General features: G+C 68.5%; 21 protein-coding genes. 8 read left to right on the forward strand and 13 right to left on the reverse strand.

Annotated elements, in window-relative coordinates; genetic code table 11:
• The first annotated feature begins 30 nt into the window (after nucleotides 1-30).
• Nucleotides 31-420 carry a SecDF P1 head subdomain-containing protein gene (locus AVE30378_RS23460; protein ID WP_129244049.1) on the forward strand — a complete coding sequence of 130 codons (390 nt, stop codon included), beginning with the start codon at nucleotides 31-33 and terminating at the stop codon, nucleotides 418-420.
• Between the two features lie 10 nt (nucleotides 421-430).
• Here the strand turns inward: AVE30378_RS23460 and AVE30378_RS23465 are convergent, their stop codons facing one another.
• The 7 genes from AVE30378_RS23465 to AVE30378_RS23495 all read right to left on the reverse strand — a co-directional run bounded on the left by AVE30378_RS23465 (nucleotide 431) and on the right by AVE30378_RS23495 (nucleotide 8,164).
• The gene (locus tag AVE30378_RS23465) at nucleotides 431-2,293 is read right to left on the reverse strand and encodes a sensor histidine kinase (protein WP_244235125.1); all 1,863 of its coding nucleotides are present in this window, start codon (nucleotides 2,291-2,293) and stop codon (nucleotides 431-433) included.
• Entirely contained in the window at nucleotides 2,290-2,973 is a 684-nt protein-coding gene (locus AVE30378_RS23470; RefSeq protein WP_129244055.1) for a LuxR C-terminal-related transcriptional regulator, read from the reverse strand. The genes AVE30378_RS23465 and AVE30378_RS23470 overlap by 4 nt, the downstream gene beginning before the upstream one ends.
• A 222-nt stretch (nucleotides 2,974-3,195) precedes the next feature.
• On the reverse strand, nucleotides 3,196-3,978 hold the full coding sequence (locus tag AVE30378_RS23475) for an enoyl-CoA hydratase/isomerase family protein (protein WP_129244058.1): 783 nt from the start codon (nucleotides 3,976-3,978) through the stop codon (nucleotides 3,196-3,198).
• A gap of 25 nt (nucleotides 3,979-4,003) precedes the next feature.
• Nucleotides 4,004-5,236 carry a CaiB/BaiF CoA transferase family protein gene (locus AVE30378_RS23480; RefSeq protein WP_129244061.1) on the reverse strand — a complete coding sequence of 411 codons (1,233 nt, stop codon included), beginning with the start codon at nucleotides 5,234-5,236 and terminating at the stop codon, nucleotides 4,004-4,006.
• Between the two features lie 21 nt (nucleotides 5,237-5,257).
• A complete protein-coding gene (locus tag AVE30378_RS23485) occupies nucleotides 5,258-6,211 on the reverse strand; it encodes a Bug family tripartite tricarboxylate transporter substrate binding protein (protein WP_129244064.1) in 954 nt (317 codons plus the stop codon).
• Nucleotides 6,212-6,258: 47 nt separating this feature from the next.
• The gene (locus AVE30378_RS23490; RefSeq protein ID WP_129244067.1) at nucleotides 6,259-7,206 is read right to left on the reverse strand and encodes a LysR family transcriptional regulator; all 948 of its coding nucleotides are present in this window, start codon (nucleotides 7,204-7,206) and stop codon (nucleotides 6,259-6,261) included.
• Between the two features lie 4 nt (nucleotides 7,207-7,210).
• Nucleotides 7,211-8,164, reverse strand: coding sequence for a Bug family tripartite tricarboxylate transporter substrate binding protein (locus AVE30378_RS23495; RefSeq protein WP_129244070.1), 954 nt, complete (start codon nucleotides 8,162-8,164; stop codon nucleotides 7,211-7,213).
• 180 nt (nucleotides 8,165-8,344) lie between these two features.
• On the opposite strand from AVE30378_RS23495, the gene AVE30378_RS23500 reads away from it, so the two are divergent.
• The 3 genes from AVE30378_RS23500 to AVE30378_RS23510 all read left to right on the forward strand — a co-directional run bounded on the left by AVE30378_RS23500 (nucleotide 8,345) and on the right by AVE30378_RS23510 (nucleotide 12,772).
• A complete protein-coding gene (locus AVE30378_RS23500) occupies nucleotides 8,345-10,669 on the forward strand; it encodes an acyl-CoA dehydrogenase family protein (protein ID WP_244235126.1) in 2,325 nt (774 codons plus the stop codon).
• A gap of 18 nt (nucleotides 10,670-10,687) precedes the next feature.
• Nucleotides 10,688-11,674, forward strand: coding sequence for an NADPH:quinone reductase (locus AVE30378_RS23505; protein ID WP_129244074.1), 987 nt, complete (start codon nucleotides 10,688-10,690; stop codon nucleotides 11,672-11,674).
• A gap of 135 nt (nucleotides 11,675-11,809) precedes the next feature.
• The gene (locus tag AVE30378_RS23510; RefSeq protein ID WP_129244076.1) at nucleotides 11,810-12,772 is read left to right on the forward strand and encodes a Bug family tripartite tricarboxylate transporter substrate binding protein; all 963 of its coding nucleotides are present in this window, start codon (nucleotides 11,810-11,812) and stop codon (nucleotides 12,770-12,772) included.
• A 38-nt stretch (nucleotides 12,773-12,810) separates the two neighbouring features.
• On the opposite strand, the gene AVE30378_RS23515 is transcribed toward AVE30378_RS23510, so the two are convergent.
• The 6 genes from AVE30378_RS23515 to AVE30378_RS23540 all read right to left on the reverse strand — a co-directional run bounded on the left by AVE30378_RS23515 (nucleotide 12,811) and on the right by AVE30378_RS23540 (nucleotide 19,908).
• Nucleotides 12,811-14,310 carry a class I adenylate-forming enzyme family protein gene (locus AVE30378_RS23515; RefSeq protein WP_244235127.1) on the reverse strand — a complete coding sequence of 500 codons (1,500 nt, stop codon included), beginning with the start codon at nucleotides 14,308-14,310 and terminating at the stop codon, nucleotides 12,811-12,813.
• A 3-nt stretch (nucleotides 14,311-14,313) separates the two neighbouring features.
• On the reverse strand, nucleotides 14,314-15,693 hold the full coding sequence (locus AVE30378_RS23520; RefSeq protein ID WP_129244079.1) for an MmgE/PrpD family protein: 1,380 nt from the start codon (nucleotides 15,691-15,693) through the stop codon (nucleotides 14,314-14,316).
• Nucleotides 15,694-15,720: 27 nt separating this feature from the next.
• Nucleotides 15,721-16,878 carry an acyl-CoA dehydrogenase family protein gene (locus tag AVE30378_RS23525; RefSeq protein ID WP_425265791.1) on the reverse strand — a complete coding sequence of 386 codons (1,158 nt, stop codon included), beginning with the start codon at nucleotides 16,876-16,878 and terminating at the stop codon, nucleotides 15,721-15,723.
• Between the two features lie 69 nt (nucleotides 16,879-16,947).
• A complete protein-coding gene (locus tag AVE30378_RS23530; protein WP_129244085.1) occupies nucleotides 16,948-17,889 on the reverse strand; it encodes a hydroxymethylglutaryl-CoA lyase in 942 nt (313 codons plus the stop codon).
• Between the two features lie 25 nt (nucleotides 17,890-17,914).
• On the reverse strand, nucleotides 17,915-18,712 hold the full coding sequence (locus AVE30378_RS23535; protein WP_129244088.1) for an enoyl-CoA hydratase/isomerase family protein: 798 nt from the start codon (nucleotides 18,710-18,712) through the stop codon (nucleotides 17,915-17,917).
• Nucleotides 18,709-19,908 (reverse strand): CaiB/BaiF CoA transferase family protein, encoded by a 1,200-nt coding sequence (locus AVE30378_RS23540; protein ID WP_129244091.1) that lies wholly within the window; start codon nucleotides 19,906-19,908, stop codon nucleotides 18,709-18,711. Before AVE30378_RS23540 ends, AVE30378_RS23535 begins: the two co-directional genes overlap by 4 nt.
• A 137-nt stretch (nucleotides 19,909-20,045) precedes the next feature.
• Between AVE30378_RS23540 and AVE30378_RS23545 the strand changes: the two genes are divergently transcribed.
• The 4 genes from AVE30378_RS23545 (at nucleotide 20,046) to AVE30378_RS23560 (ending at nucleotide 24,355) form a co-directional block, all read left to right on the forward strand.
• Nucleotides 20,046-20,840 (forward strand): GntR family transcriptional regulator, encoded by a 795-nt coding sequence (locus AVE30378_RS23545; RefSeq protein WP_129244094.1) that lies wholly within the window; start codon nucleotides 20,046-20,048, stop codon nucleotides 20,838-20,840.
• A gap of 61 nt (nucleotides 20,841-20,901) precedes the next feature.
• Nucleotides 20,902-21,864 carry a Bug family tripartite tricarboxylate transporter substrate binding protein gene (locus AVE30378_RS23550; protein WP_129244097.1) on the forward strand — a complete coding sequence of 321 codons (963 nt, stop codon included), beginning with the start codon at nucleotides 20,902-20,904 and terminating at the stop codon, nucleotides 21,862-21,864.
• 76 nt (nucleotides 21,865-21,940) lie between these two features.
• The gene (locus AVE30378_RS23555) at nucleotides 21,941-22,789 is read left to right on the forward strand and encodes a fumarylacetoacetate hydrolase family protein (RefSeq protein WP_129244100.1); all 849 of its coding nucleotides are present in this window, start codon (nucleotides 21,941-21,943) and stop codon (nucleotides 22,787-22,789) included.
• A gap of 321 nt (nucleotides 22,790-23,110) precedes the next feature.
• Nucleotides 23,111-24,355, forward strand: a complete 1,245-nt coding sequence (locus AVE30378_RS23560) for an MFS transporter (protein ID WP_165360281.1) — start codon at nucleotides 23,111-23,113, stop codon at nucleotides 24,353-24,355.
• Nucleotides 24,356-24,411: the final 56 nt, after the last annotated feature.

Raw genomic sequence — 24,411 nt, forward strand, 5'->3', positions numbered from 1 at the left:
GAGGCATCCGCCCGCCAGAAGGAGATTTCCATGCCCGCCATCCGCCCCTTTCTCCGCGCCGCCGCGCTGGCGGCGCTCCTGCCCTGCGCGGCGCAGGCCGAAACGGTCGTCCTGCATGCGGAACGGGCCACGGCCGGCGCCGACCCGGACACCTCGGCCAGGACGGTGGACATCGAACTGAAACCCGAAAGCCGCAAGGCCCTGGCCGACTTCACCCGGGAACGCGTCGGCAAGCGCATCCAGTTGCGCTCGGGCGGCGTGCTGCTGTCCTCGGCCACCCTCATGGGCCCGCTGGAAAGCGACAGCTTCCGGATCACCGCGGGCGTGCATGGCTTCGAGGGCAAGTCCGCCGAAGAGATCGCCCAGCGCATCATGCAGACCGGCGGGCTGACGGTGGACGACGAGAACGCGGCGCAGTAGCCGCGCCGCCTCAACCCTGGGGCGGACGCAGTTCCAGCGTGGCGATCAGCACCGTCTGGCCGGGCCGGGACGCCACGTCCAGCCTGCCCCCCACCCTCGCGATGCGCGTATGCATGCTGCGCATGCCCACGCTGATGCCCGCCCGCAGCACGGCGGCCACGTCGAAACCGGCGCCGTCGTCCTCGATCCGCAGTTCCAGGCGGCCGGATTCGGGCTGGAGCAGTTCCAGTTCCACGCGCCGGGCGCGGCTGTGCTTCAGCACGTTCACCAGCGATTCTTCCACCAGGCGGGTGAGCGCCATGCATTGCAGGGCGCTGGGCGGCGTGCGCCATTGCTCGGGGAACCGCCAGCCGGCGCCGATGCCCAGCTCGTCGAACAATTGCATGAACCGGTGCCGCAATGGCGCGATCCACTCGCGGGGCGTGGCCGGCACCTTGACGCCGGCGCTGGAACCGCTGTCGATGGTCTGGCGCAGGTCGTCGCGCAGAAGCTTGAGCATGGACAGGAACTGCTGGCTGGGCACCGGCGCGCTGGCCTGCTCGACCATGGCCATCATGCGCACCAGCGAACCGCCCAGCCCGTCGTGCAGGTCGTGGGCGATCTGCAAGCGGTCCTGCAGCCGCGCGTTGGCCAGCGCCAGCGTGTGCTCGCGCTCCAGGGTCGTGGCCAGTTCGGTGCGCGCCTGCTCGATGCCGTCGGCCAGTTCCTGGTTGAAGCGTTCGATGCGCCGCACGCTGCGGGCGTGGCGCAAGCCCAGCACGGCGGACATGCACAGCGTGACCACGACGCTGGTGAAGGGCGTATAGGTGTTCCCGCTGTCGATGAGCTTCAGCATGCGCAGCAGGTCATGGGCGCTGGCGCCGAAGAAGATCAGCAGGCACGCCGCCATCATGCCATGTTCGGGGCGGCGGGTGCGCCAGGCGTGGACCGGGAACTGCAGGCAGTTGATGAAAAAAATGGCGGATACGATCAGCACCACCGCCAGTTGCGCCTCGGGCAGTTGCGCCTGCGGCGTGAAGGCCATCACGACCAGAAGCGCCGCCGACAGCATCCACAGCGCCTTTTCGGCGCGCGGCAGGGACTGCCCGCCGAAGCGCCACGTGAAGATGCAGAAGCAGGCCACGTACAGCACCAGGGCCATGATATTGGCCCGCGCCGCGGTCACGCTGTCGGGGAAGGGCCACGGGCTGGTGACCAGCACGTTGGCGATGAACATCACCCAGAAGAGCGCCATGAGCGCATACCAGCCATAGGTTCGCTGTTCGCGGCGCATCAGCCAGATGCAGAAGCACAGCCCGCCCATGACGGCCGACACGATCAGGTTGAGCGTGAATAGGCTGCGGTGGCTCCACCACAGGTCCTCGTACCGCCGCAGGATGGAAGCCGGGTCGCCGAGGTAGACCGGGCCCAGGCCCGGAGACTGCCCCGCGACGCCGACCACCCGCACCCACAGCGTGTTCACGCCGTCGCGCAACAGGGATTGCGGAATGAGCCAGTAGCGCGGCATATTCCAGCTACGCGACAGCGGCTCGGTCAGTTGCGGGTCGCTCCAGATCCGTTCATCGTTGACGTACACCTCGCCCGCCATGATCACCGACTCGAGCGCCAGCGCCACTTGCCCGGCGCCCGCCGCCGGGCAGTGCCGCTGCCAGTCGATCCGGTACCAGGCCGTGCCGCCGTAGCCGGGCCAGCGGGCGCTCCAGTCGTCGGGCAGCGCCGCCGGCTGCCATTGCCCCGGCCCCGGCCGGTTGCCGTCGGCGTCGCCCCTGGCCACCTGGACGGCGAGCACCTGCGCCGTGCACGCGGGTTCGGCTTGCTGCGCCCATGCCGGCGCCAGCCACAGCGCCAGCCACAGGACCGCGAGCCACCTCAATCGAGCAAGCCCCGCGTACGGGCGGCGTGTATCGCCCGTGTGCGCGAGGAAACGGCGAGCTTGCGGTAGATGTGCTTGACGTGGCATTCGACGGTATAGCGCGACAGGTACAGTTCCTCGGCGATTTCGCGGTTTCCCAGCCCCTCGGATACCAGGCGAAGAATCTGGCTTTCGCGCGGGCTGAGCGTTTCCCCCGTGGCGCCGTCGGCCGGTTCCGCCTGCCTGGGGCGCAGTTCCTCGATGATGCGCCGGGCGACGAAGGGGTCGATGGGCGCCCCTCCCCGCAACACGCTGCGCAGGGACAGCGACACTTCCAGGTCGTCGCGCTCCTTGAGCACGTACCCCGTGGCTCCGGCGCGCAGCGCGGCAAGAATGGCGTCCTCGGTGCTCCAGGCCGAAATGACGAGAATCGCCAGGCCCGGATCGGCGGCATGCATTTCCGCGATCAGGTCCGTGCCGTTGCCGTCGGGCAGGCCCAGGTCGACCAGCGCCAGGGCGATCGGCTCGGTGGCCAGACAGGCGCGCGCCTGCGCCAGCGTCGAGGCGAACACCAGCGCCTCGGGCGCGTATCCCAGTTGCAGCAGCAAGCCTTCCAGCCGGCGGCAGATCAGGGGTTCGTCCTCCACCAGCAGCACCGGTGCAGGCAGGGTCGACTCGGAAGCAAGCATGTTGACGGTCATAGGAAAAGAGCGAGCGGCATTGCCCAGGCTGAACTGTGAATCAGTCCGAGAACGCCGGATATCCCTGGAAGTTGGTATTTTCACAGGAATATAGGGCAAGGCCGGCGAAAACCCATACTAAAGTTGGGAAAATCCGGGATTCTCCCATCCCAAAGCAGGATATGCGCTACGCCGTCTTCCCCAGGACGTCCGGCCGAGCCGCCCGCCCCGCCGCCATGCCGCCTAGCTGCCCCTGAATACCGGGGCGCGCTTTTCCAGGAAGGCCTGGCGCGCTTCCTTCGCATCGTCGCTCTTGGCGACCTGCGCCGTCATGTCCTGCTCGTAGCGGTAGCCGTCCCGCAGGCTCATGTCCTCGATCGCGTTGGCGGTCTGGATCATCAACTGCACCGACGTGGGGCTCTTGGCGGCGATCTGGCGCGCGATCTGGCCGGCCTCGTCGAGCAGCCGCTCGCCCGGCACGCAAGCCTCCACCACGCCCAGGCGGTAGAGTTCCTCCGCCGGCACCCGCATGCCGGTCAGCATCATGCGGCGCAGGCGCGAATGCCCGAAGAGGCGCTGCGCGTGCTTGACGCCGCCCAGCAGGCCGACGTCGACTTCCGGCAAGCCCAGGCAGGCGCCCTCGGCCGCCACCAGGATGTCGCAGGAGGCGGCGATGCCCAGGCCCGCGCCCAGCGCCGGGCCGTTCAGGGCGCCGATGACGGGCTTCGGGCACTCGCGGATCGCGTGGAACAGCTCGCGCGTGCGGCGCGAGTGCTGGGGCAGCCCGGCCGGATGGCCGAGCATCTCGGCGCGGCCCTTCAGGTCGGCGCCGGCGCAGAAGACCCGCCCCTGGCCGGTCAGGATGACGCAGCGCACCTCGGGATCCTCGCCGAACATGTCCATGGCCAGCGTCAGGTCCTGCAGCATCCGGGTGTGGACGGCGTTGACCGGCGGATGGTCGAGCCAGACGGTGGCGACGTGGTCCTGCAGCTCGACGCGCAGGCTTTCGAATTGGTAGCGGGACATGGTGTTCCTCGGTTGAAGTCGGATGTCAGATGGCTTGTTCGTTGCGCAGTTCGGCGATGTCCGCGGCCGTCAGCCCCAGCTCGGCCAGGACCTCGTCCGTATGCTGGCCCAGGGTGGGCGGGCCGTCCTCCAGGCGCAGGTCGGTATTGCGGAAGCGGAACGGGCTGCGCACCTGCGGCATCTCCATGCCGTCCGGATGGGGGACCGAAAAGCGCATGCCGCGATGGACGACCTGGGGATCCTCTAAGGCGTCGCCGATGGTGTTGATCGGCGCCGACGGCACGCCTTCGCGCTCCAGCGCCGCCAGCAAGGGCGCCTTGTCGTGCTGGATCAGTTGTTCGTCCAGCCAGGGATCCAGCACCGGCAGGTTGACCACCCGCGCGGCGTTGGTGCTGAAGCGCTCGTCGGCGGCCATGTCGGGGTGGCCGAGCACGCGGCACAGCTTGGCGAACTGCGAATCCGAGCCGATGGCCATGATGATGCGCCCGTCGCGGCATTCGTAGACGCGCTGCGGCTGGATGTTGGGATGGCGGTTGCCGCGGCGCGGCGGCACCTTGCCGGTCAACAGGTAGTTCATGGCCTGGTTGGCCAGCAGCGTCACGCCCACGTCCAGCATGGCCATGTCGATATGCTCGCCCTCGCCGCTCACCTCGCGGCGGGCCAGCGCGGCAAGAATGGCGTTGCTGGCGTACAGGCCGGTGATGAGGTCGACCATGGGCACGCCGATCTTCATCGGCCCGCCGCCGGGGCGGTCGTCCGATTCGCCGGTGATGCTCATCAGCCCGCTCATGGCCTGGATCATGAAGTCATAGGCGGGCTGCTGCGCGCGCGGGCCGGTCTGGCCGAATCCCGTGATGGAGCAATAGACCAGCCGCGGGTTCTCGGCCCGCAGTTGTTCATAGCCCAGGCCCAGCCGGTCCAGCGTGCCGACCTTGAAATTCTCCAGCACGACGTCGGCGTCGCGCGCCATCCTGCGGATGAGCGCCTGCCCGCGCGGCGATTTCAGGTTGACCGTGACGGACCGCTTCCCGCGATTGCAGATCAGGTAATAGCCCGATTCGTTCGAGCGCGAGCCGTCGCCGCGCTCCAGGAAGGGCGGCCCCCAGGCGCGCGTGTCGTCGCCGACGCCGGGCTGCTCTATCTTGGTGACGGACGCCCCCAGGTCGGCCAGCGTCTGGCTGGCCCAGGGGCCGGCCAGGACGCGGCTCAGGTCGAGGACGCGGATGTGGGAAAGCGGGTGGGACTGCTGCGATGCCATGATGCTCAAGACTCCGGGAAACTACTTTTCTGCGATGCCGGCCTGGTTGATGACCTCGCGCCAGCGCGCCTGCTCCTTGCGCAGCAGTTCCGCCATTTCCTCGGGCGTATTGGAGATCGCCAGGATGCCCTGTTCGAGCATCTTTTCCTTCACGCCGGGTTCGGCGATGGTGGCCTGCAAGGCCTTGGCCAGTTGCTGCACGATGGCGTCCGGCGTGGCCTTGGGCACCGAGATGTAGTTCACCGGCGACGCGTCGTAGCCCGGCAGCGTCCTGGACAGGGGCGGCACGCCGGGCAGGATCGGCACTTCGTCGGGCGTGGTGACGCCCAGCGGGATGAGCCGCTTGTCCTTGATGAACCCGGTATAGATGCCCACCGTGTCGATGGCCAGGTCGCCGTTGCCGCCGACCAGGTCCCTGACCGCTTCGCCGGTCCCCTTGTAGGGAACGTGCTGCAGGCGGATGCCGGCCAGGATCTGCAGCAGCTCGCCGTTCAGGTGGCTGCTGGCGCCGATCCCCGCGCTGACGTAATTGAGTTCGCCCGGGCGCTTCTTGGCCAGCGCGATCAGTTCCTCCAGGTTCTTCACGCCCAGCTTGGTATTGACCACCAGCACGCTGGGAGCCAGCGACACCTGCGAGACCGGGCGCAGCTCGTCGGGGTCGTAGGGCATGTTCTTCACCAGGTAGGGCAGCGTCATCTGCTGGCCCGGCGTGGTGTAGAGCAGCGTGTAGCCGTCCGGGTCGGCGCGGGCCACCGCCGCCGCGCCGATGAGGCCGCCGGCGCCCGCCTTGTTCTCGACGATGACTTGCTGCTTGAGTTTCTTGGACAGGGTTTCGGCGACCACGCGGGCGGTCAGGTCCGCGCCGCCCCCCGGCGCGAAGGGCACGACCATCCGGATGGGCTTGTCGGGATAGGCCGCCTGGGCCGAGCAGGCCACCAGCGCAAGTACGCAGGCGCGTTTGAAGAATCGGATCATTTTTTTGTCTCCTTGCGGCCCGCCGGAGAGGACGGGCCCGTTTGTTTTCACGTTGCCTCGGGCGGCAACGCGTCAAGTTGCGCGAGCGATTCGCTGACGATCTCCCGCAGCAGCGCGGTCACCACTTTCACCGCCTGCGTGGGGCGGTCGGTCAGCATGAGCGACACGATGCGCACGACCGACGGCTCGACGATCTCGGAAGCCTGCAGCTCGCCGCGCTCGACTTCGGCGGCCACGAAATGCCAGGGAAGCAAGGTGTAGCCGGACCGCTTGACCACCATCTGCTTCTGGATGAAGCCCGAATCGGCTTCCACCGTCACGCGGATGTCCACGCCGTTGCGCCGGCCCATCTCGTCCAACATCATGCGCACCGAGGACGGCTTGCGCGACAACACCAGCGGCAGCCCGTCCAGCCTGGAGAACGGCACCTGGCGCGCGGCGGTGATGCGGTCGCCGGGCGGGCCGATCAGATAGGACGGCAGCCGCAGCAGCACGTCTTCGTCGCTGCCCAGCGCGTCGTGGCTGCGGTAGGGCAGGCCGATGTCGATCTCGCGGCGCTGGAGCCAGCTTTCGATCTGCCCCGCGGCGCTTTCGACGATCTGCACGTGGATGGCCGGATACTCGCGCTGCAGCCTCAAGAGCAAGGGCACGATCAGCGCATTGCTCAACGACGGCAGCGTGCCGATGCGGACCGTTCCCGAGACCCGGCCGTGGGCGGCGGCGATGACGTCGTTCAGGTCGCTGGCGCTGGCCAGCACCTGCTCGACCACCGGCTGCACCTGCTTGCCCAGTTCGGTCAGGCCGACGCCGCGCCCATTGCGCGTGAAGAGATAGCCGCCGCACTGCTTTTCCAGCATCGACAGGTAGCGGCTGATGGCGGGCTGGCTCACGCCCAGGTCGATCGCCACCTTGGTGATGCTGCCGCTGCGCGCCACCAGCGAAAAGATCCTCAGGGCGCGCAGATCCCAGTCCGGGGCTTCGCTCGGTTTTGCCATGGGTCTACTGGGCCGAGAGATTCTCGGCGGCGATGATGGCGCTCCAGCGCGCCACCTCGCTGTCGAAAAAGCGCTGGAAAGCGGCCTGGTCGCGGAAGACGGCTATGGCCCCCATTTCCCGGGCCCGCTGCTGCACGATGGGCTCGTCGATCACCGCGCGCAGCCGCTTCTGCAAGGCCTGCACGCCCTCTTTCGAGGTGCCCGACGCCACGAAGATTCCCCACCAGCTCGACGCGTACACGTCGCGCACGCCCAGTTCGTCCAGGGTGGGAAGGTCGGGCGCCTGCTCCAGGCGTTCCGGCGCGGCCACCGCCAGCGCGCGGATGCGGCCGGCCTTGACGTGCGTCATGGCCTGCAGCGTGTCGAAATAGGCGTCGACCTGTCCGCCCAGCAGATCGTTGATGGCCGCCGACGTGCCGCGATAGGCGACATGGGTGACCTGCAGGCCGAGTTCGCGGGCGAACAGCGCCGCGGCCAGGTTGGGGCTGGACCCCACGCCGGAATTCGCGAAGGACAGGCCGCGCGGGGACTTGCGCGCGTAATCGATCAACTGGCGCACGTCGGTCGCCAGGTCGGCCCGCACGTAAAGGATGAGCGGACTGACGGCAACCTGCGCCACCGGCACGATGTCGCGCGGGTCGTAGGGCAAGGCCTTGATCATGGCCGGGTTGGTGGCCGTGCCGACGCTGCCCAGCAGCAGCGTGCGGCCGTCCGGCGGGCTCTTCGCGACATGGGACGTGCCGATGGCCGCGCCGCCGCCCGGGCGGTTGTCGACCAGGATGGGCGCGCCCTGCGCAGCCGCCAGGCGTTCGGCGAGCACGCGCCCGTACAGGTCCGTGACGCCCCCCACGGCATAGGGCACGACGATACGCTCCACCGGAGCTTCCGCCGCCACCGACGCCGCCGCCACGCTGGTGGCGGCCAGGCACAACGCCAGCCGGGCAATTGCTGCACGCATTTCTTGTCTCCTCGCCGTTCAGGCTTGTCTGGATTGATACGGAATTCTAGGGAGGATCGCGCCGCCTCATCACACGGCTTTTGTAATAGCTGCTCTCAACGCTGCCTTATGAATCGCCCGCCGGCCCGAACCTAGAATTTGGCATTCCCATTCCAGGCCACGACGCCACGCTGAAGGACCATGATGACGGCACTCGATTCTTTTTCGCTCTTCGGCCCCCTGCCCCGGCACGCCGAATTCATGGAGGCGGCAAGCGGCATACTGGCCCAGGTTTCGCCCTTGACGAGATTGCGCGCGCTGCGCGGCGCCAGCCCCGGCTGGGAGCCCGGCGCCTGGCGCGCCCTGGCCGAAGCCGGCTGGACTTCGGTGACGGTGCCCGAAGCCCAGGGCGGCCTGGGGCTGGAGATCGACGTGCTGGGCGCGATCGCCACCGCCGTGGGCGAATCGCCCTTGCCGGAGCCCTATCTGGGCGGCGCCATGGCCACGCTGGTGCTGCCGGCCTTCGCCGGCCATCCGCTGGCGGCGGAACTGCTGCGCGATGCCATCGCCGGCTCGACCGTGGCGGGCCTGGCCTGGCAGGAGAATCCCGGGGAACTCATTCCCACCTCGGTCTCCACCTCGGTCGATTGCACCGGCGACCGCATGCACCTGGTCGGCACCAAGCGCTGGGTGGCGCCGGCCGGCGCGACGGGCTGGCTGGTCCATGCCCGCCTGGGCGAATCCCCCACCCTGGTCTGGGTGCAGCCCGACGACCCCGGCGTCACCGTGGAAACGGAATCCCGGGTGGACGGCAGCATGCTGTGCACCCTGCACCTGGACGCGCACCTGCCCGCCTCCCGCATGATCGCGGAAGGCAACGAGGTGGATGCGGTCTGCCAGCAGGCCCTGGAGTTCACGCGGCTGCTCCAGTGCAGCGAGCTTCTCGGCATCGCGCGGCGCGTGTTCTGCCTCACGCTGGACTACCTCAAGACCCGCGTGCAGTTCGGCCGCGCGATCGGCGCGAACCAGGCCTTGCAGCACCGCATGGTGGACGCCTACGTCGGCGTGATGGTCTGCGGCGCGCTGCTGGCCGACAGCTATCGCGAGGTGCGCGACGACCCCGCTTCCCTGCCGCGCGTGGCGGCGCTGGCCAAGGCCCGGATCGCCGAGCGCGTCATCGGCCTGTGCCGCGAGGCCGTGCAGTTGCACGGCGCCATCGGCTACACCGACGAGTACGACGTGGGCCTGTATCTGAAGCGGGCCCTGCACGCGGCCTCCTGGCTGGGCAGCCCGCGCAACCTGCAGGCCCGCTACCTGGCCTTGCGCCACCCGGACGGCGAGGCCGCCCTGGCCGACGGCCAGGCCGCCTCGGGCGACGACTACGACGCCATGAGCGACGAAGGCTTCCGCCTGATGGTGCGCGGCTTCCTGCGCGCCCATTACCCGCAGCACCTGCGCCACGTGCCGCGCCGGCTGCGGCTGCGCGAAGTCCGCGACTGGTACCAGACCCTGTCCCGCAAGGGCTGGCTGGCGCCGGCCTGGCCGCGCGAGCACGGCGGCATGGCGCTGTCGCCGGCCAAGCTGCTGGTCTTCTTCGAAGAGATGGAAGGCTGGGGCGCCGCCCGCCTGCCCGACCAGGGGATCATCAACCTCGGCCCGGTGCTGATCCAGCACGGCACGCCGGAACAGAAGGCGCGCTACCTGCCGCGCATCCTCTCGGGCGAGGACATCTGGTGCCAGGGCTACTCCGAGCCCAACGCCGGTTCGGACCTGGCCTCGCTGCGCACCGAGGCCCGCCTTGAAGGCGACCGCTACATCGTCAACGGCCAGAAGATCTGGACCACGCTGGCGCACGACGCCACCCATATCTTCGCCCTGGTGCGCACCGACAAGACCGTCAAGCCGCAGGCCGGCATCAGCTTCCTGCTGATCGACCTGAAGACGCCGGGCGTGACCATCCGGCCCATTACCAATATCGTCGACGAACAGGAGTTCTGCGAAGTCTTCTTCGAGGACGTGAGCGTGCCGGCGGGCAACCTGGTCGGCGAACTCAACATGGGCTGGACCATCGCCAAGGATCTGCTCGGCTACGAACGCATTTTCGCGGGCAGCCCGCAGCAGTCGCGCCAGGCGCTGCACCACCTGGAGCAACTGGCCGAAAGCCAGTCCCTGTTCGAACAGCCGGAGTTCTGCCAGACCTACGCGCAACTGCTCGGCGCGGTGCGCGAGCTGGAAGCGTTCTACGGTCTCTACGCCGACATCGTGCGCCGCGGCGGCCTGCTGCCGCCGTCGGTGTCCGGGCTGAAGATCCTGGCCACGGAAACCTATGTGCGCATCGCGCGCGAAATCGTGCGCTGGGCCGACGAAGCCGGCGGGACCTGGACCGGCATTCCCATGACGGACGGCACCTCGCTGGTTCCATGCGCCCCATTCCTGCAATCGCTGGTCACCACCATTTATGGCGGATCCAACGAAATCCAGCGCAATATCGTGGCCAAGGCCGTATTGGGCCTGCCCAACCGATAGACACATGAGGAGACCGGGATGAAGGCTGCCTACTATGAAACGCGAGGCGCGGCGAGCGAAGTACTGCGCCTGGGCGAGATGCCGGAGGAAGCCCCCGGGCCCGGCATGGTGCGCGTGCGGGTCGCGGCGTCCGGCGTCAACCCGTCCGACGTCAAGACGCGCGGCGGCACGGGAGCGCGGCCCAACCCCTGGCCGCGCACTATCCCGCACCAGGACGGCGCCGGCACCATCGACCTGCTGGGCGAAGGCGTGGACCCGGCCCGCCTGGGCCAGCGGGTCTGGCTATACGAATGCCAGCTCGACCGCCCCTGCGGCACCGCCGTGCAATGGGTCACGGTGCCCCAGCATCTCGCCGTTACCCTGCCAGACGACGTGCCCTTCGGCGTCGGCGCGGCGCTGGGCGTGCCCGCCCTGACGGCCTGGCATGCCTGCGAACGGATCGACGCCGGCACCGGACGCTGCGTGCTGGTGCATGGCGCGGTGGGCGCCGTGGGCTTCTATGCCGCGCAGATGGCGCGCCTGCGCGGCGCCCGCGTGCTGGCCAGCGTGTCGAACGCCGAACAGGCGCGGACCGCCGCCGCGGCCGGCATCGAGACCGTGCCGCGCGGGCAGGATCTGCCCTCGGCCGCCCGGCAGTGGCTGGCGCGGCAGGGCCGCGAGGACTTCGACGCCTTCATCGACCTGGACTTCGCCGGCAACCTGCAAAGCAATCTGGCGCTGGCGGCCAACGGCGCGCATATCGCCGCCTACGCGTCGGACACCGAGCTGCGGCCCGCGATCCCAGTCCGGGACCTGATGCGCCGCAATCTTCAACTGTCGTTCCTGCTCGTGTACACCATGCCGGCCGCGCTCAAGCAGCGCGCGGTCGAGCAACTGGGCAACTGGCTGGCGGCCGGCGCGCTGCACCATCCCGCGATCCATCCCTACGCGCTGGACGACATCGCCAGCGCCCACGAAGCCGTCGAGACCCGCAGGCATACCGGCAAGGTCGTGGTCCTGCCCTGACACCCCGCGATTCCCGGCCTCCCCGGATTTTCCGCGCCGCACCATAACAATATACGTACATAGACACCTACAGGTGCTATGTTTATGTACGTATATAAAAAGAACGGCATTGAAAACCACCAGAGGAGACTGAGCATGCGCGGATTGATTGCAGGATTGCTGCTGAGCGCCGGCCTCGGAATGGGGGCCGCGCAGGCCGCCTATCCGGAACGCGCCGTGAAGATCATCGTGCCGTACCCGGCCGGACAGACCACGGACGTGATCGCCCGCGCGATCGGCCAGGAGCTGGGCGATGCCATGGGGCAATCCTTTTTCGTCGACAACCGCGGCGGCGCCGGCGGCATCATCGGCATGGAGGCGGGCAAGCGCTCCGAGGCCGACGGCTACACGCTGCTGATGACGGCCAGCGGCCCCGTCGCCATCAATCCGGGGCTCTACAGCAAGCTGCCCTACAACGTCGAGAAGGACTACGAGCCGATCGCCCTGGTGGCCATGGTGCCGCTCTTCCTGGTGGTGCGCGCCGACTTCCCGGCCAACAATGTGCGCGAGCTGGAAGCGTACGTGAAGCAGCGCCCGGGCCAGCTCAATTACGGCTCGGGCGGCAGCGGCCTGACCAATCACCTGGCCATGGAGATGTTCAAGAGCCAGGCCGGCCTCGAACTCACCCACGTTCCCTACCGCGGCGCGGCGGCCGCGCTCACCGGCCTGATCGGCGGCGACGTGGCCATGATGTTCGAGGCGGGACCGGCCATCATGCCGCACGTGCAGTCCGGCGTGCTCAAGGTGCTGGCCGTGGGCGGCCGCGAACCCGCGCGCGCCTTTCCCCAGGCCAGGCCCGTGTCGGCCGAAGGCGTGCCGGGCTACGAGGCGCAGGCCTGGATCGCGCTGCTGGCCCCGGCGGGCACGCCCAAGCCCATAATCGACCAGCTCAACGCCGTCGTGCGCAAGGCCCTGAGCCGCCCCGAACTGCAAGAGAAGCTCGCCGTGCTGGGCGCGGAAACCGTGTCGTACAGCCCCGCCGACACGCGCCAGTTCATCTCGCGCGAGATCGCCGTCTGGGGCCAGGCGGTCAAGACCTCCAACGCCCGGGTCGACTGAGGGGCGCCAGCTCGCGGGCGCCCCGGCGCCCGCCGCCTTCACAGCGCGTGCAGCTCGGGATAGGGGCCGTCGCGCAAGGCGTAGGCCGACAGCACCAGGTCGCGCACCGCCCGGCGGCTGATCTTGCCCTGCGGGTTGCGCGGCAGGGCCTCGACCGCCACATAGGCGCGCGGATGCTTGTAGCGGGCCAGCCCCGCGACCCGCTGGCTCGCGGCCTCCTGCCAGCCCTCGCCGGCCCGCTCGGCCACCGCCACGATGACCTCGCCCCAGTAGTCCGAAGGCAGCGCGACCACGCAGATCTCGCCGCAGCCCGGCATGCCGGCCAGCGCCCCCTCGATCTCGTCGGGATAGATCTTGTAGCCGCCGCTCTTGATGACGTCGGCCATGCGGCCCAGCAGCCACAAACGGCCCCGCGGGTCGATGCGGCCGAGGTCCCCAGTCCGGTGCCAGCCGTCGGCATCGGGCGGATGAAAGCCGCCCTCGTCGACGTGGCCGATATACATATGACGCGAGCGCAGCTCGATCTCGTCCTGGGCATTGATGCGCAGTTGCACGCCGGGCGCCGGCCATCCCAGACACGCGCCCTCCCCGTCGCCGGCGGCAAAGCAGGCCTCGGTGGCCTCCGGATCCAGCACCGTGATGGGATTGACGTTCTCGCTCTTGCCGTAGGTCACGCGCACGCGCGGGCCGAACAGCGCGCGCGCCTTGGCGTACAGGCCGGGGGTCAGGGTCTGCGTGCCGGTGAACACGCAGCGCACGCCGGGGAAGTGTTCCCCCTCGAACGCCGCGGCCAGTTTGGCCAGCACGGTGGGCGGCGCGAACACCGCATCCAGCGTGCCGCCGCGCAGCGCCTGCCCGGCCACCTCCACGTCCACCCCGTTGAGCAGCAGGGCCGTGCCGCCATAGTCCATCCAGGCGCGAGCCTGCATGGACGCGCCGTGCACGTAGGGCGTCATCAGCAATACGCGGGAGCCCGGCCCGGGCGTAAAGGGCAGCACGGCGCGCAGCATGACCGCGGCCAGCCAGCGCCTTCCCTGGTCGTACACCAGCGCCTTGGGTTTGCCCGTGGTGCCCGACGAAAAAATGATGCGCCCCCAGTCCGCGGCCGGAACGGCCGGCAGCACCGACGGCTCGGCCAGCGGCGCGATGTCTTCGCAGAGGATGAGGCGGGCGCCCAGGTCGCGCACGGTGTCGGCATGCGCCCGGTCGGTGACGATATGGCTCATCGGCGTGAGGCGCTGGCTCCAGCGGATCTCCTCCCGCGTGTAGGCCGCGTTCAGATGCACCAGGCACACGCCGCCGACGGTGGCGCCGTAATCGGCCCAGACGGCCGCGCGGCCGTTGGGCAAGTAGATGCCCACGCATGCGCCCGGGCCGGCGCCATCCTCGGCGAGCACGCGCGCCAGGGCATGGGCCCGCGCGTTCAACTCGGAGAACGTGAGCCGGCCCTGGCCGTCGTCGACGGCCACGCCGTCCGGAAAGCGCCCGGCCAGCGTATGCAGCTCCAGCGACCAGGGTATCGTGTCGGCGATCGTCATGGCTCAGCCCCGGAACAGGGTGCGGACGTCGTCGATCTGCGCCAGGCTCGCGAGCCGGTCGTAGAGCGCGCCGGCGGACGGCAGCGCCGATGCGTCGGCCCCGGCCTGGCGGCGCCAGACGGCCATGCAGTCCTCGAATTTGGCGCGAAGATCCGCCTCGGCCAACGGCAGGTGCGCGTGGCCGCGGGGATAGCGGACCTCGCCGGAGCGCAGGACCCGCCCGTCGCGCATGTCGATTTCTACCGTGTCGTAGCGCGAGAACGCCGAATCCTCCGGGTCGGGCGCTTCGACAATCCCGATCTCCACCTTGCCGTACAGCGCGCGCATGGCCGGCTCGTTGACGAAGGCGTCGTCCAGTTCGGACAGGCCCACCTTGCGCCGCAGGAGCGCGGCCGCCACCGCGAACTGGGCGCTGAACTTTGCCTCCAGCGCGGTGACCGGCGCCGCATTGCGCAGCATCGACGCTTGCGGCCGGCCGATGCCGACCCGGACCCAAGCAACCTGCTCGGCGTCCAGGTCCGCCTCGCGCGCGAGGTCGATCACGGCGTCGATGATGCGATGGCCCGAGTAGCAGACCGGGTACTTCTTGATGGACAGGCCGGTGGCCAAAATGCGCGGCTCGCCGGGCACGTACGCGCGCTCGCGGTCGGCCTGCCCGCGCGGCGAAAGCGCGGCCAGGAAGCCCGCGTGATGCTCCAGGGCGTCGTCCGCGGCGGTCAGGCCCAGGCCCGCGAGCGTCACGGCCTCGAAGGCCTGCGCCGCCACCCGGCCCGCGTGCAGCGGCTTGGTCATGGTGCCGAAATTGGCGACCAGGCCGCTGGCCAGGCTGGCGCCGATGGCCAGCGCGCGCGCCGCGACCGGCGCCTCGAAACCGCGCAGGCGGGCGAGCGCGGCGGTGGCCGCCACGGTGCCGAAAACCGCGGTCGGGTGCCAGCCCTTGATGTGATACGGGTCGGGCTCGCGCGCGGCCAGCTCGGCCCAGACCTCGTAGCCCACGATATAGGCCCGCAGGCAGTCGCGGCCCGAAGCGCCCTGGGCATGCCCCTGCGCCAGGATGGCGGCCGTGAGCGCCGCGCTGGGATGGCCCGAGAGCGCCACGTCGTCGTAGTCCAGCGCATGGCTCGCCACGCCGTTGACGAAGGCGGCCCGGGCGGGAGGCAGCGCCTCGCCGCCGAACCACAGCGGCGCGCCGCCCTCGGCGGGGCCGGCCTGGCCGCGGGCGTAGTCCAGCGCGATGCGGGTCACGGCTTCGTCGCGGGCGGCCAATGCCACGGCGATCGTGTCGGTCATGCCCTGGCGAGCGATGCTCTCGGCCTGCGCCCGGCGCGGGCCGAGTTCGGGTTGGGCGACGTAGGCGGCCAGCGCCTGGGTGAGTCCGGTCATGGTGGGTTCCTTATGAAGGGCGCGGGTTCAGAACGAACGCGGCATGCCGAGGATGTGCTGGCCGATATAGGAGAGGATCAGATTGGTCGAGATCGGCGCGATCTGCAGCAGCCGGGTCTCGCGCCACTTGCGCTCCACGTCGTATTCGCGCGCGAAGCCGAAGCCGCCATGCGTCTGCAGGCAGGCCTCGGCCGCGTGCCAGGACGCTTCGGAGGCCAGCATCTTGCCCATGTTCGCTTCGTCGCCGCAGGGCAGGCCCGCCTGGAACAAGGTGGCCGCCTTGCGCAGCAGGAGGTCGGCGGCCTGCGTCTCGGCATAGGCGCGCGCGATGGGAAACTGGATGCCCTGGTTCTGGCCGATGGGCCGGTCGAACACGCGCCGCTCGCTGGCATAGGCGGCGGCCGTGCGGATGAACCAGCGCGCATCGCCGATCGCTTCCGACGCCACCAGGATGCGCTCGGCGTTCATGCCGTCCAGGATGTAGCGAAAGCCCTTGCCTTCCTCGCCGATCAGGCTGTCGGCGGGAATGCGCAGGTTGTCGAAGAAGACCTCGGTGGTGTTGTGATTGATCATGGCCTTCAGCGGCCGGATCTCCATGCCCTTGCCCAGCGCCTCGCGAATATCGACCAGGAAGACGGACAGGCCATCGCTCTTCTTGCCCACCTCGTCGTAAGGCGTCGTCCGGGCCAGCAGCAGCATCAGGTCGGATTGCAGGGCGCGCGACGTCCACACCTTCTGGCCGTTGACGACATAGCTGTCGCCGTCGCGCACCGCGCGCGTCTTCAGGCGCGTGGTGTCGGTGCCGCTGGTGGGCTCGGTGACGCCGAAGGCCTGCAGGCGCAGTTCGCCGCGCGCGATGGCCGGCAGGTAGCGGGCCTTCTGCTCGGCGCTGCCGTGGCGCAGCAGCGTGCCCATGGTGTACATCTGCGCATGGCAGGCGCCGGCGTTGCAGCCCGCCGCATGGATCTCCTCCAGGATGACGGCTGCCGCTCGCAAGGGCATTCCGCTGCCTTCGTATTCCTCGGGGATCAGGGCGGCGAGATAGCCCGACTCGGTCAGCGCGCGGACGAATTCGTCCGGATAGCGGTCGTCTTCTTCGAGGCGGCGCCAATACTCGCCGGGGAACTGTTCGCAGATGCGCCGCACGCTGTCGCGCACGTCGGCGAAATCCTCCCCCAGGGGCATGGCGAGGTTGTCCAGGCTGTTGGGCGAAATGGTGTCCATGATGGGTCCGGTAGATGAGGTTGTGGGGGATCAGGCGGCAAGCCGAGCGCTGGCCGGCATGAAGCCGCGGGGCAGGCCGGCGCGCGCCAGGCCGCCATAGAGCGTCACGTCCGGGAGGACGCGCCGAAGCACCTCGCGCACCTCCAGCAGCGCCGTCAGGTCGATGCCCGTGTCCACGCCCATGGACTCCAGCATGTAGGCGGCGTCCTCCATGACGATGTTGCCCGTGGCGCCGGGCGCGAAAGGACAACCGCCCAGGCCGCCCAGCGAGGCGTCGAACGCGCGCACGCCGCAATCCAGCGCCGCCAGGAGGTTGGCCAGGCCCGTGCCGCGGGTGTCGTGGAAGTGCGCCGCCACCGGCAGCGCGCCGACCTCGGCCAGCACGGCCTTGAAGACTCGGCGCACCAGGGCCGGGTTGGCGTAGCCGACCGTGTCGGGGATGATCAGCTCATCGGCGCCGGCCTCGGCCAAGGCCACCGCGTAGCGCACGACGTCCGCCACGGGCACGTCGCCTTCATACGAGCAGCCCAGCGCCGTCGCCAGCCCGCCGCAGAGCACGGGCCGCGCGGCCTCGGGCTGGGCGCGCGCCAATTCGGCCATATTGCGGAAGTCCGCCAGCGACTCTTCGCGGCTGCGGCGCACGTTCTTCATGTTGTGCGTTTCGCTGACCGACATCACAAAGTTGATTTTGTGCGCGCCCAGTTCCAGGCCGCGCTGCGCGCCTCGCGAATTGGGCACCAGCGCGGCCACGGTCAGCCCCGGGATGCGCAGCGATTCCGTGGTCACCGTCTCGGCGTCGACGAACTGCGGCAGCAGCTTGGGCGGCACATAGGACGTGACTTCGATTTCGGCCACGCCGGCGGCCGCCTCGCGCCGTATCCAGTCCAGCTTGTCGGCCGTTTCCACGAAAGTGGCGACGCTCTGCAGGCCGTCGCGCAGGCCCACTTCGCGCAGGATGACATCTCTTGCCATGTTTGTTCTCCTCTTGGTTCTGGCGTCAGCGGCCCTTGAAGACCGGCTTGCGTTTTTCGTTGAAGGCGAGCACGCCTTCGCGGCGGTCGTCGGTGTCGACCAGGTGGTTGTAGGCTTCGATCTCGAAGCGGAAGGCCGTGCGCAGTTCCATCTGGCCGCCATAGCGCACCGACTTCTTGATCTGCCGCACCGACAGCGGCGCATTGGCGGCGATGGCGCCGGCCGTGGCCAGCGCGGCCGGCAGCACTTCGCCAGGATCGTGCAGCGCATTGGCCAGGCCCCACTCCAGCGCCTGCGCGGCGTCGAAGGGCCGGCCGGTCATCAGGATTTCCTTCGCGCGGCGCTCGCCCACCGCGCGCGGCAGGTTCTGCGTGCCGCCGGCGCCGGGCATGATGCCCAGCGTCACCTCGGTCAGCGCGAAGCGCGCCTCGCGGCTGGCGTAGATGAAGTCGCAGGACAGCGCCATCTCCAGGCCGCCGGCATAGGCATGGCCGTTCACGGCGGCCACGACGGGCAGCGGCAAGTCCACCAGCGTCCAGTACATGCGTTCGAACAGCTCGTGCTGGCGCTGCCAGGTTTCGCGGCTCATCCCGTTGCGTTCCTTGAGGTCGCCGCCGCCGCAGAAAATGCGTTCGCCAGCGCCGGTCAGCACGACGCAGCGCACCGGGCCCGCGTCCTCGGTCAGCCGGTTCCAGAGGTCGAGCAGGTCGCGGCCCATCTGGGTATTGACGGCGTTGCCCACCTGCGGACGGTTCAGCGTGACGAGCAGCACATGCTCGTCGGCCATCCGGGTGGACACGGTTTCGTAGTCGGGGAGGTTCATTCCTGGATCTCCGTGGTCGGGGTCATGGTTGCCGGTTGGCGCAGCAGCGTTTCGGTGTGCTCGCCCAGCGCGGGCGGGCGGGAGCGGGGCCGGGGCCGGTGGCCGTCGAAGCTCAGCGGCAGGCCGATGAAGTCCATCGCGGTGCCCGGCACGCGCTGCACCAGGCCCAACGCCTCGGTCTGCGGATGCGCGAGCATCTGATTCATGTCGTTCACGGGCGAGCAAGGAAGGCCGGCGGCCTCCAGTTGCTCCAGCCAGAAGGCGGTGGGACGGAGAGCGAAGATGGTGTCGAGCATGCCGTACAGCTCGGCCTGGTGGCGCACGCGGCTGGGGTTGTCGGCAAAGCGCGGGTCCTCGGCCCATTCGGGGTGCCCGACCACCCGCGCCAGGCTGCGGAACAGACCATCGTTGCCGGCCGCCACCACGATTTCACCGTCGGAGGTGGCGTAGCCCTTATAGGGCACGATGCTGGCCGTGCCCGAGCCGTAGCGCGGCGGCGCCTCGCCGGAAGCCAGCACCTGCGAGGCGATCAGCGACACCCAGGTGGCCGCCGTCTCGAAAAGCGAGACATCCACCACGCGCCCCTGTCCGCCGGCCTGGCGCTGCCAGAGCGCGGCAAGCACGCCGATCACCGCCCACATGCCCGTGCCCATGTCGACGATGGAGGCGCCCACGCGCACCGAGGGCCGGCCGGCTTCGCCCGTGGTGCTCATGATGCCGCCAAAGGCCTGCATCAGCGGGTCGTAGCCGGGTCGGTGCCGCAGAGGGCCCGCGCGGCCGAAGGCGCCCATGTTGCAGTAGATGAGGGAAGGCCTGAGCGCCAGCAGCGCGGCGCCGTCCAGGCCCAGCGTCTCGACCTGGCCGGGCCGCAGGTTCTGCAGGACGACGTCGGCGCGCTCGGCGATCAGGCGCTTGAGGGTGTCGGTCTGCGCCGGGTCCCGCAAGTCGCAGACCACGGACTGCTTGTTGCGGTTCAGAGTCTGGAAGAGCGTGGCCGCTCCTTCCTGGAAGGGAGGCCCCCAGGCGCGGGCGGCGTCGCCGTCGTGTTTCTCGACCTTGATGACCGTGGCGCCCAATTCACCGAAAATCTGTCCGGCGAAAGGGGCGGCCACGCTATGACCCAGTTCGACGACCACCAAGCCCTCGAATGGGCGGGTGGCCTGCTCGTCCTGGTCGGCTTCACTCGTGTGTTGCATGGATTTGTCTCCGTCCGATGCACCCTCGAATAGGGCTCAAACCTTTTTTGGTAATGTACGTACATTAATAACTTTACAGTGGAATCAAATGTGCGTACATTGTTTTCAGAAACTTTTTTGACCGTAAGGTACCTCGCATGCCCAAGAATGACGGCACGCCGCCGGCCAAGCCCACGCGCGCCACGCCGCGGAGCAAGACACAGCCGCGTTACGCCTGGCTGCACCAGAGCCTGCTCAATGACATCGTGTCCGGGACGTATCCGGTGGGCTCCCTGCTGCCGACCGAGGCGCAACTGAGCGCCACGTTCGGCGTCAGCCGCCATACCGTGCGCGAAGCCACCCGGCGGCTGGTGGACATCGGCCTGATCGTGCGCTACCCGAGCATCGGCACGGTGGTGACGTCCGCCCAGCCCGGCGTCGCCCGGCCCAGCTATGTGGCGGGCCTGGGGTCGATGAAAGACATCCTCGCCTACACGGACCAGACGCGGCTGGAGGTCTTTGGAGAAACCGTTGCGGTTGCCGACGAAGCCATGGCCGAGTCGCTGCGCTGCGAGGCCGGTTCGAAATGGCTGGTGCTGCACACCAACCGCTGCCTGGTCGAAAACGGCCGGGTGATCTCGTACACGCGCGTCTATCTGCGTCCCGAGTTCGAGAAGATCAAAGAAAAACTGCATGGCAATCATCCCAGCATCTACAAGATGCTGCAGGACGACTACGGTCAGGAAATCCACCGGATCCGCCAGCAGATCGAAGCCACGCTGATGCCTGAGAACGCATTGTTCCAGCTCGGCCTGGAGAGCGGCAGCCCCGCCCTGCGGATGCTGCGCGCTTACGTAGACCCCCAAGACCGTCTGCTGACGGTTTCCGAAAATTTCTATATTGCCGACCGCTTCAAGCTGCAGACCGAATGGGAACGTGGAGAAGAGCCCTGAACTGATTTCCCCCTAGGCGGGCTTGCGGCGTTCTCGAAAAAAATGATGGAGGAGACAATCCATGAAACGAGTACTCGCAGCACTGTTATGCATGGGCGCCTTGCTGAACGCCCCGGCCCGGGCCGACTATCCGGACCGGGGCGTGAAGATCATCGTGCCGTTCCCTGCCGGCCAGACCACCGACGTGCTGGCGCGCACCATCGGCCAGCAGTTGACGGAGACGCTGGGCCAGGCATTTTTCGTGGACAACCGCGGCGGCGCCGGCGGCATCATCGGCATGGAGGGCGCCAAGCGCTCCGAGGCCGACGGCTACACCCTGCTGATGGCCTCCAGCGGACCGCTGGCGATCAATCCGGGCCTGTACGCCAAGCTGCCGTACGACACGCTGAAGGACTTCACGCCGGTGGCGATGGTGGTGGTGGTGCCGCAGTTCCTGGTCACGCGGGCGGATTTCCCGGCCAACAACCTCAAGGAACTGATCGACTACGTCAAGAAGCACCCGGGCCAGCTCAACTACGGTTCGGGCGGCACGGGGCTGACCAATCACCTGACCATGGAGATGTTCAAGCGCCAGGCGGGGCTGAACATCATGCACGTGCCGTACCGCGGCGCGGCCGCCGCGCTGACCGGGCTGATGTCGGGCGACGTGACGATGATGTTCGAGTCGGGACCGGCCATCATGCCGCACGTCCAGAAGGGCGCGCTCAAGGTCTTCGCCGTGGGCAGCCGCAACGGATCGAAGGCGCTGCCCGACATCCCGACCATGGACCGCGCCGGCGTGCCGGGATTCGACGCGCAGACCTGGGCGGCGCTGCTGGTGCCCAGCGGCACGCCGGCGCCCGTGATTGACAAGCTGAACAAGGCCATGCAACTTGCGCTGAAGAAACCGGCCGTGCAGGAACAACTGGCCGCACTGGGCGCGGAGGTGCTGCTCAGCACGCCGGACGAAACGACCACCTACATCAAGGACGAGATCGTCCGCTGGGGCGACACGATCAAGACCGCCAACGTAAAGTTGGACTGACCGGGGAACGGCGGCCGGCCTTGAACGCCCGGCCGCCCCTCACGTTTTTTGACCACGGAGCAATAAGGAAAGAAGCATGAAACTGGTGAGATTCGGCCCGCCGGGGCAGGAAAAGCCCGGCCTGATCGACGCGGACGGCGTGCTGCGCGATCTTTCGGGCCTGGTGCCCGACATCGGCGGCGCGCAGCTTGGGCGCGAGACGCTCGCGGCGCTGGCGCGGCACGACACCGCCACGCTGCCGCAGGTTGCCGGCGAGCCTCGCCTGGGCTGCCCGGTGGCCGGCGTGGGCAAGTTCATCGCCATCGGCCTGAACTACTTCGACCACGCGGCCGAGGTCGGCGCGCCGGTGCCGAAGGAACCGGTCATCTTCATGAAGGCCACCTCCTGCATCCAGGGGCCGGACGATCCCGTCATGCTGCCCGAAGGATCGCAGAAGTCCGACTGGGAAGTGGAGCTGGGCATCGTCATCGGCAAGCGCGCGCGCTACGTGGACGAGGCGCACGCGCTGGACCATGTGGCGGGCTATTGCGTGGTCAACGACGTGAGCGAGCGCGAATTCCAGATGGACCGCGGCGGCACCTGGGACAAAGGCAAGGGCTGCGACACCTTCGGCCCCATCGGGCCGTGGCTGGTGACGCCCGACGAGGTGCCCGATCCGCAGTCGCTGGACCTGTGGCTGGACGTCAACGGCCAGCGCATGCAGACCGGCAACACCCGCACGATGATCTTCGGCGTGAAAACCATCGTGAGCTACGTCAGCCGCTTCATGACGCTGCTGCCGGGCGACGTCATCATTACCGGCACCCCGCCGGGCGTCGGCCTGGGCATGAAGCCGCCCGTGTTCCTGCGCGCAGGCGACGTCATGACGCTGGGTGTGCAAGGGTTGGGCGCCCAGCGCCAGCGCGTGGTTCCCTTCGAGCGCTAGGCCTGCCCCCTTGCCGGCCGCCTCCCGCCGGCAAGGGATCCCTGACGCCAGGGAAAAACCGCTACGACTCCCCGTACCGAGCCGCTCTCGCGATCCTTCCCAGGCGGCGCATGATCCTTGCCGCAATCCCCCTCCATCTCGCCACGTCGGGAAATCGTCCGGTTTTTCTCTGGGTGAAGGCGCGCAATGCGCCAAGGCGCCCCACGCAATGCTCAGCGCGTCGTTCGCAGGCTGGCCATCGCCCACTGCCTCCGCCTACCGGTATCATGGACCCTGCTTCGACCCTGGCTACCCGGGATCATTGGAGAACCTCCTTCGCCTATGCACGCCGATCTTGATTCGACGGTCGATGAAAAGGATCAGCCGCCAGCGGCCCGGCCATTGCCGCAGCGGGCATCGCTCGCCGTGTTGCCCGCGCTGTTCCTGGGGGCATTCGCAAATGCGTTGCTGGCGCCTTTCATGGGCTACTTCATCGTCGAAGGGAAAGGCCTCGCTCCCTGGTGGTTGAGCGTCTATTCCGCGGTCGCGATCACCGTCTCGATTGCCGTGAATCGCTATATCGGCCGGAGGATAGACCACGGCACCCGCCTCTATCGGTGGCTGCTGCTCGGTCAGGCCGCCTACGCAATCGCGGTCGCCTTGCTGATTTACTCGCCTCCCGCCGCCCTGCTCATCGGCCTCGTCGGCATCTTCCAAGGGATCGCGAACACGGCAACCACGACGATGTATAGCTTCGGCCGCCTGATGCTCGACGGCACGCAAGACCGCGCCAAGATCAATTCGAAGCTGCGCGTTATCACGTCCCTGGCATGGATGCTGGCGCCCCCTCTCACCTTTTCACTGGCCTCCTGGAACACCGGCATAACGGTGTTTCAAGTGGCTGCGGGCGTTGCGATCGGATGGATCCTCGTCGGGCGTCTGGTGCTGCCGACGACGTTCCGCAGCCCGCCTGCCAAGGCCGTGGCCGCCGCCGATGGCGGCGCATCCAGCTTCGGCATGCTTCAGCGCACGGCCGTGTGCTTCTTCTTCGCGCTGGCGCATGTTCTGTGCTCCACGTCTCTTCCGCTGTATTACACGCGCGAACTCGATCTGGCTCCCTATGCCGCCGGCTTGTCGTTCGGTGTCAAATGCGCGGTCGAGGTGGCCGCCATCCTGCTGGCGCCATGGCTCGTGAAGAAGGTGGGCACGAACTGCGGCCTTTTCATCTCGGCCTTGTTTGCCTTTGCCGCCTTTTCGCAGTTTCTCAACGCCTCGTCGCTGACGGGGGTACTGCTCGGCGCTTGCCTGGAAGGAATGTTCTACGGCACCTTCGCCGCGGTCGCGATGACCTACGTTCAGGAGATGTCCCCAACCCGGGTCGGCCGCGCCACCTCCGCCTACATGAACAGCCTGTTCCTGGGCGGCATGGTGGGCATCCTGACGCTAGGCGCCGTTGCCACGGCCTATGACTTTCGCGCGGTGATATTTGGCGCCCTGATCGCCATGGCAACGGGAAGCGCGATTCTCCTGGCGGACACGCTCTCGGGCGCTCGGCAGGAGAACCGAGTCCGGCCGCTGAATCGCTAGCATCGCGATTCCGGGCGCCGGGCCATCGGGCTGCCGGCGGGCAAGGCCGCGCGGCT

Origin of the sequence: Achromobacter veterisilvae, assembly GCF_900496975.1 — a bacterium.
Lineage (GTDB): Bacteria > Pseudomonadota > Gammaproteobacteria > Burkholderiales > Burkholderiaceae_B > Achromobacter > Achromobacter veterisilvae.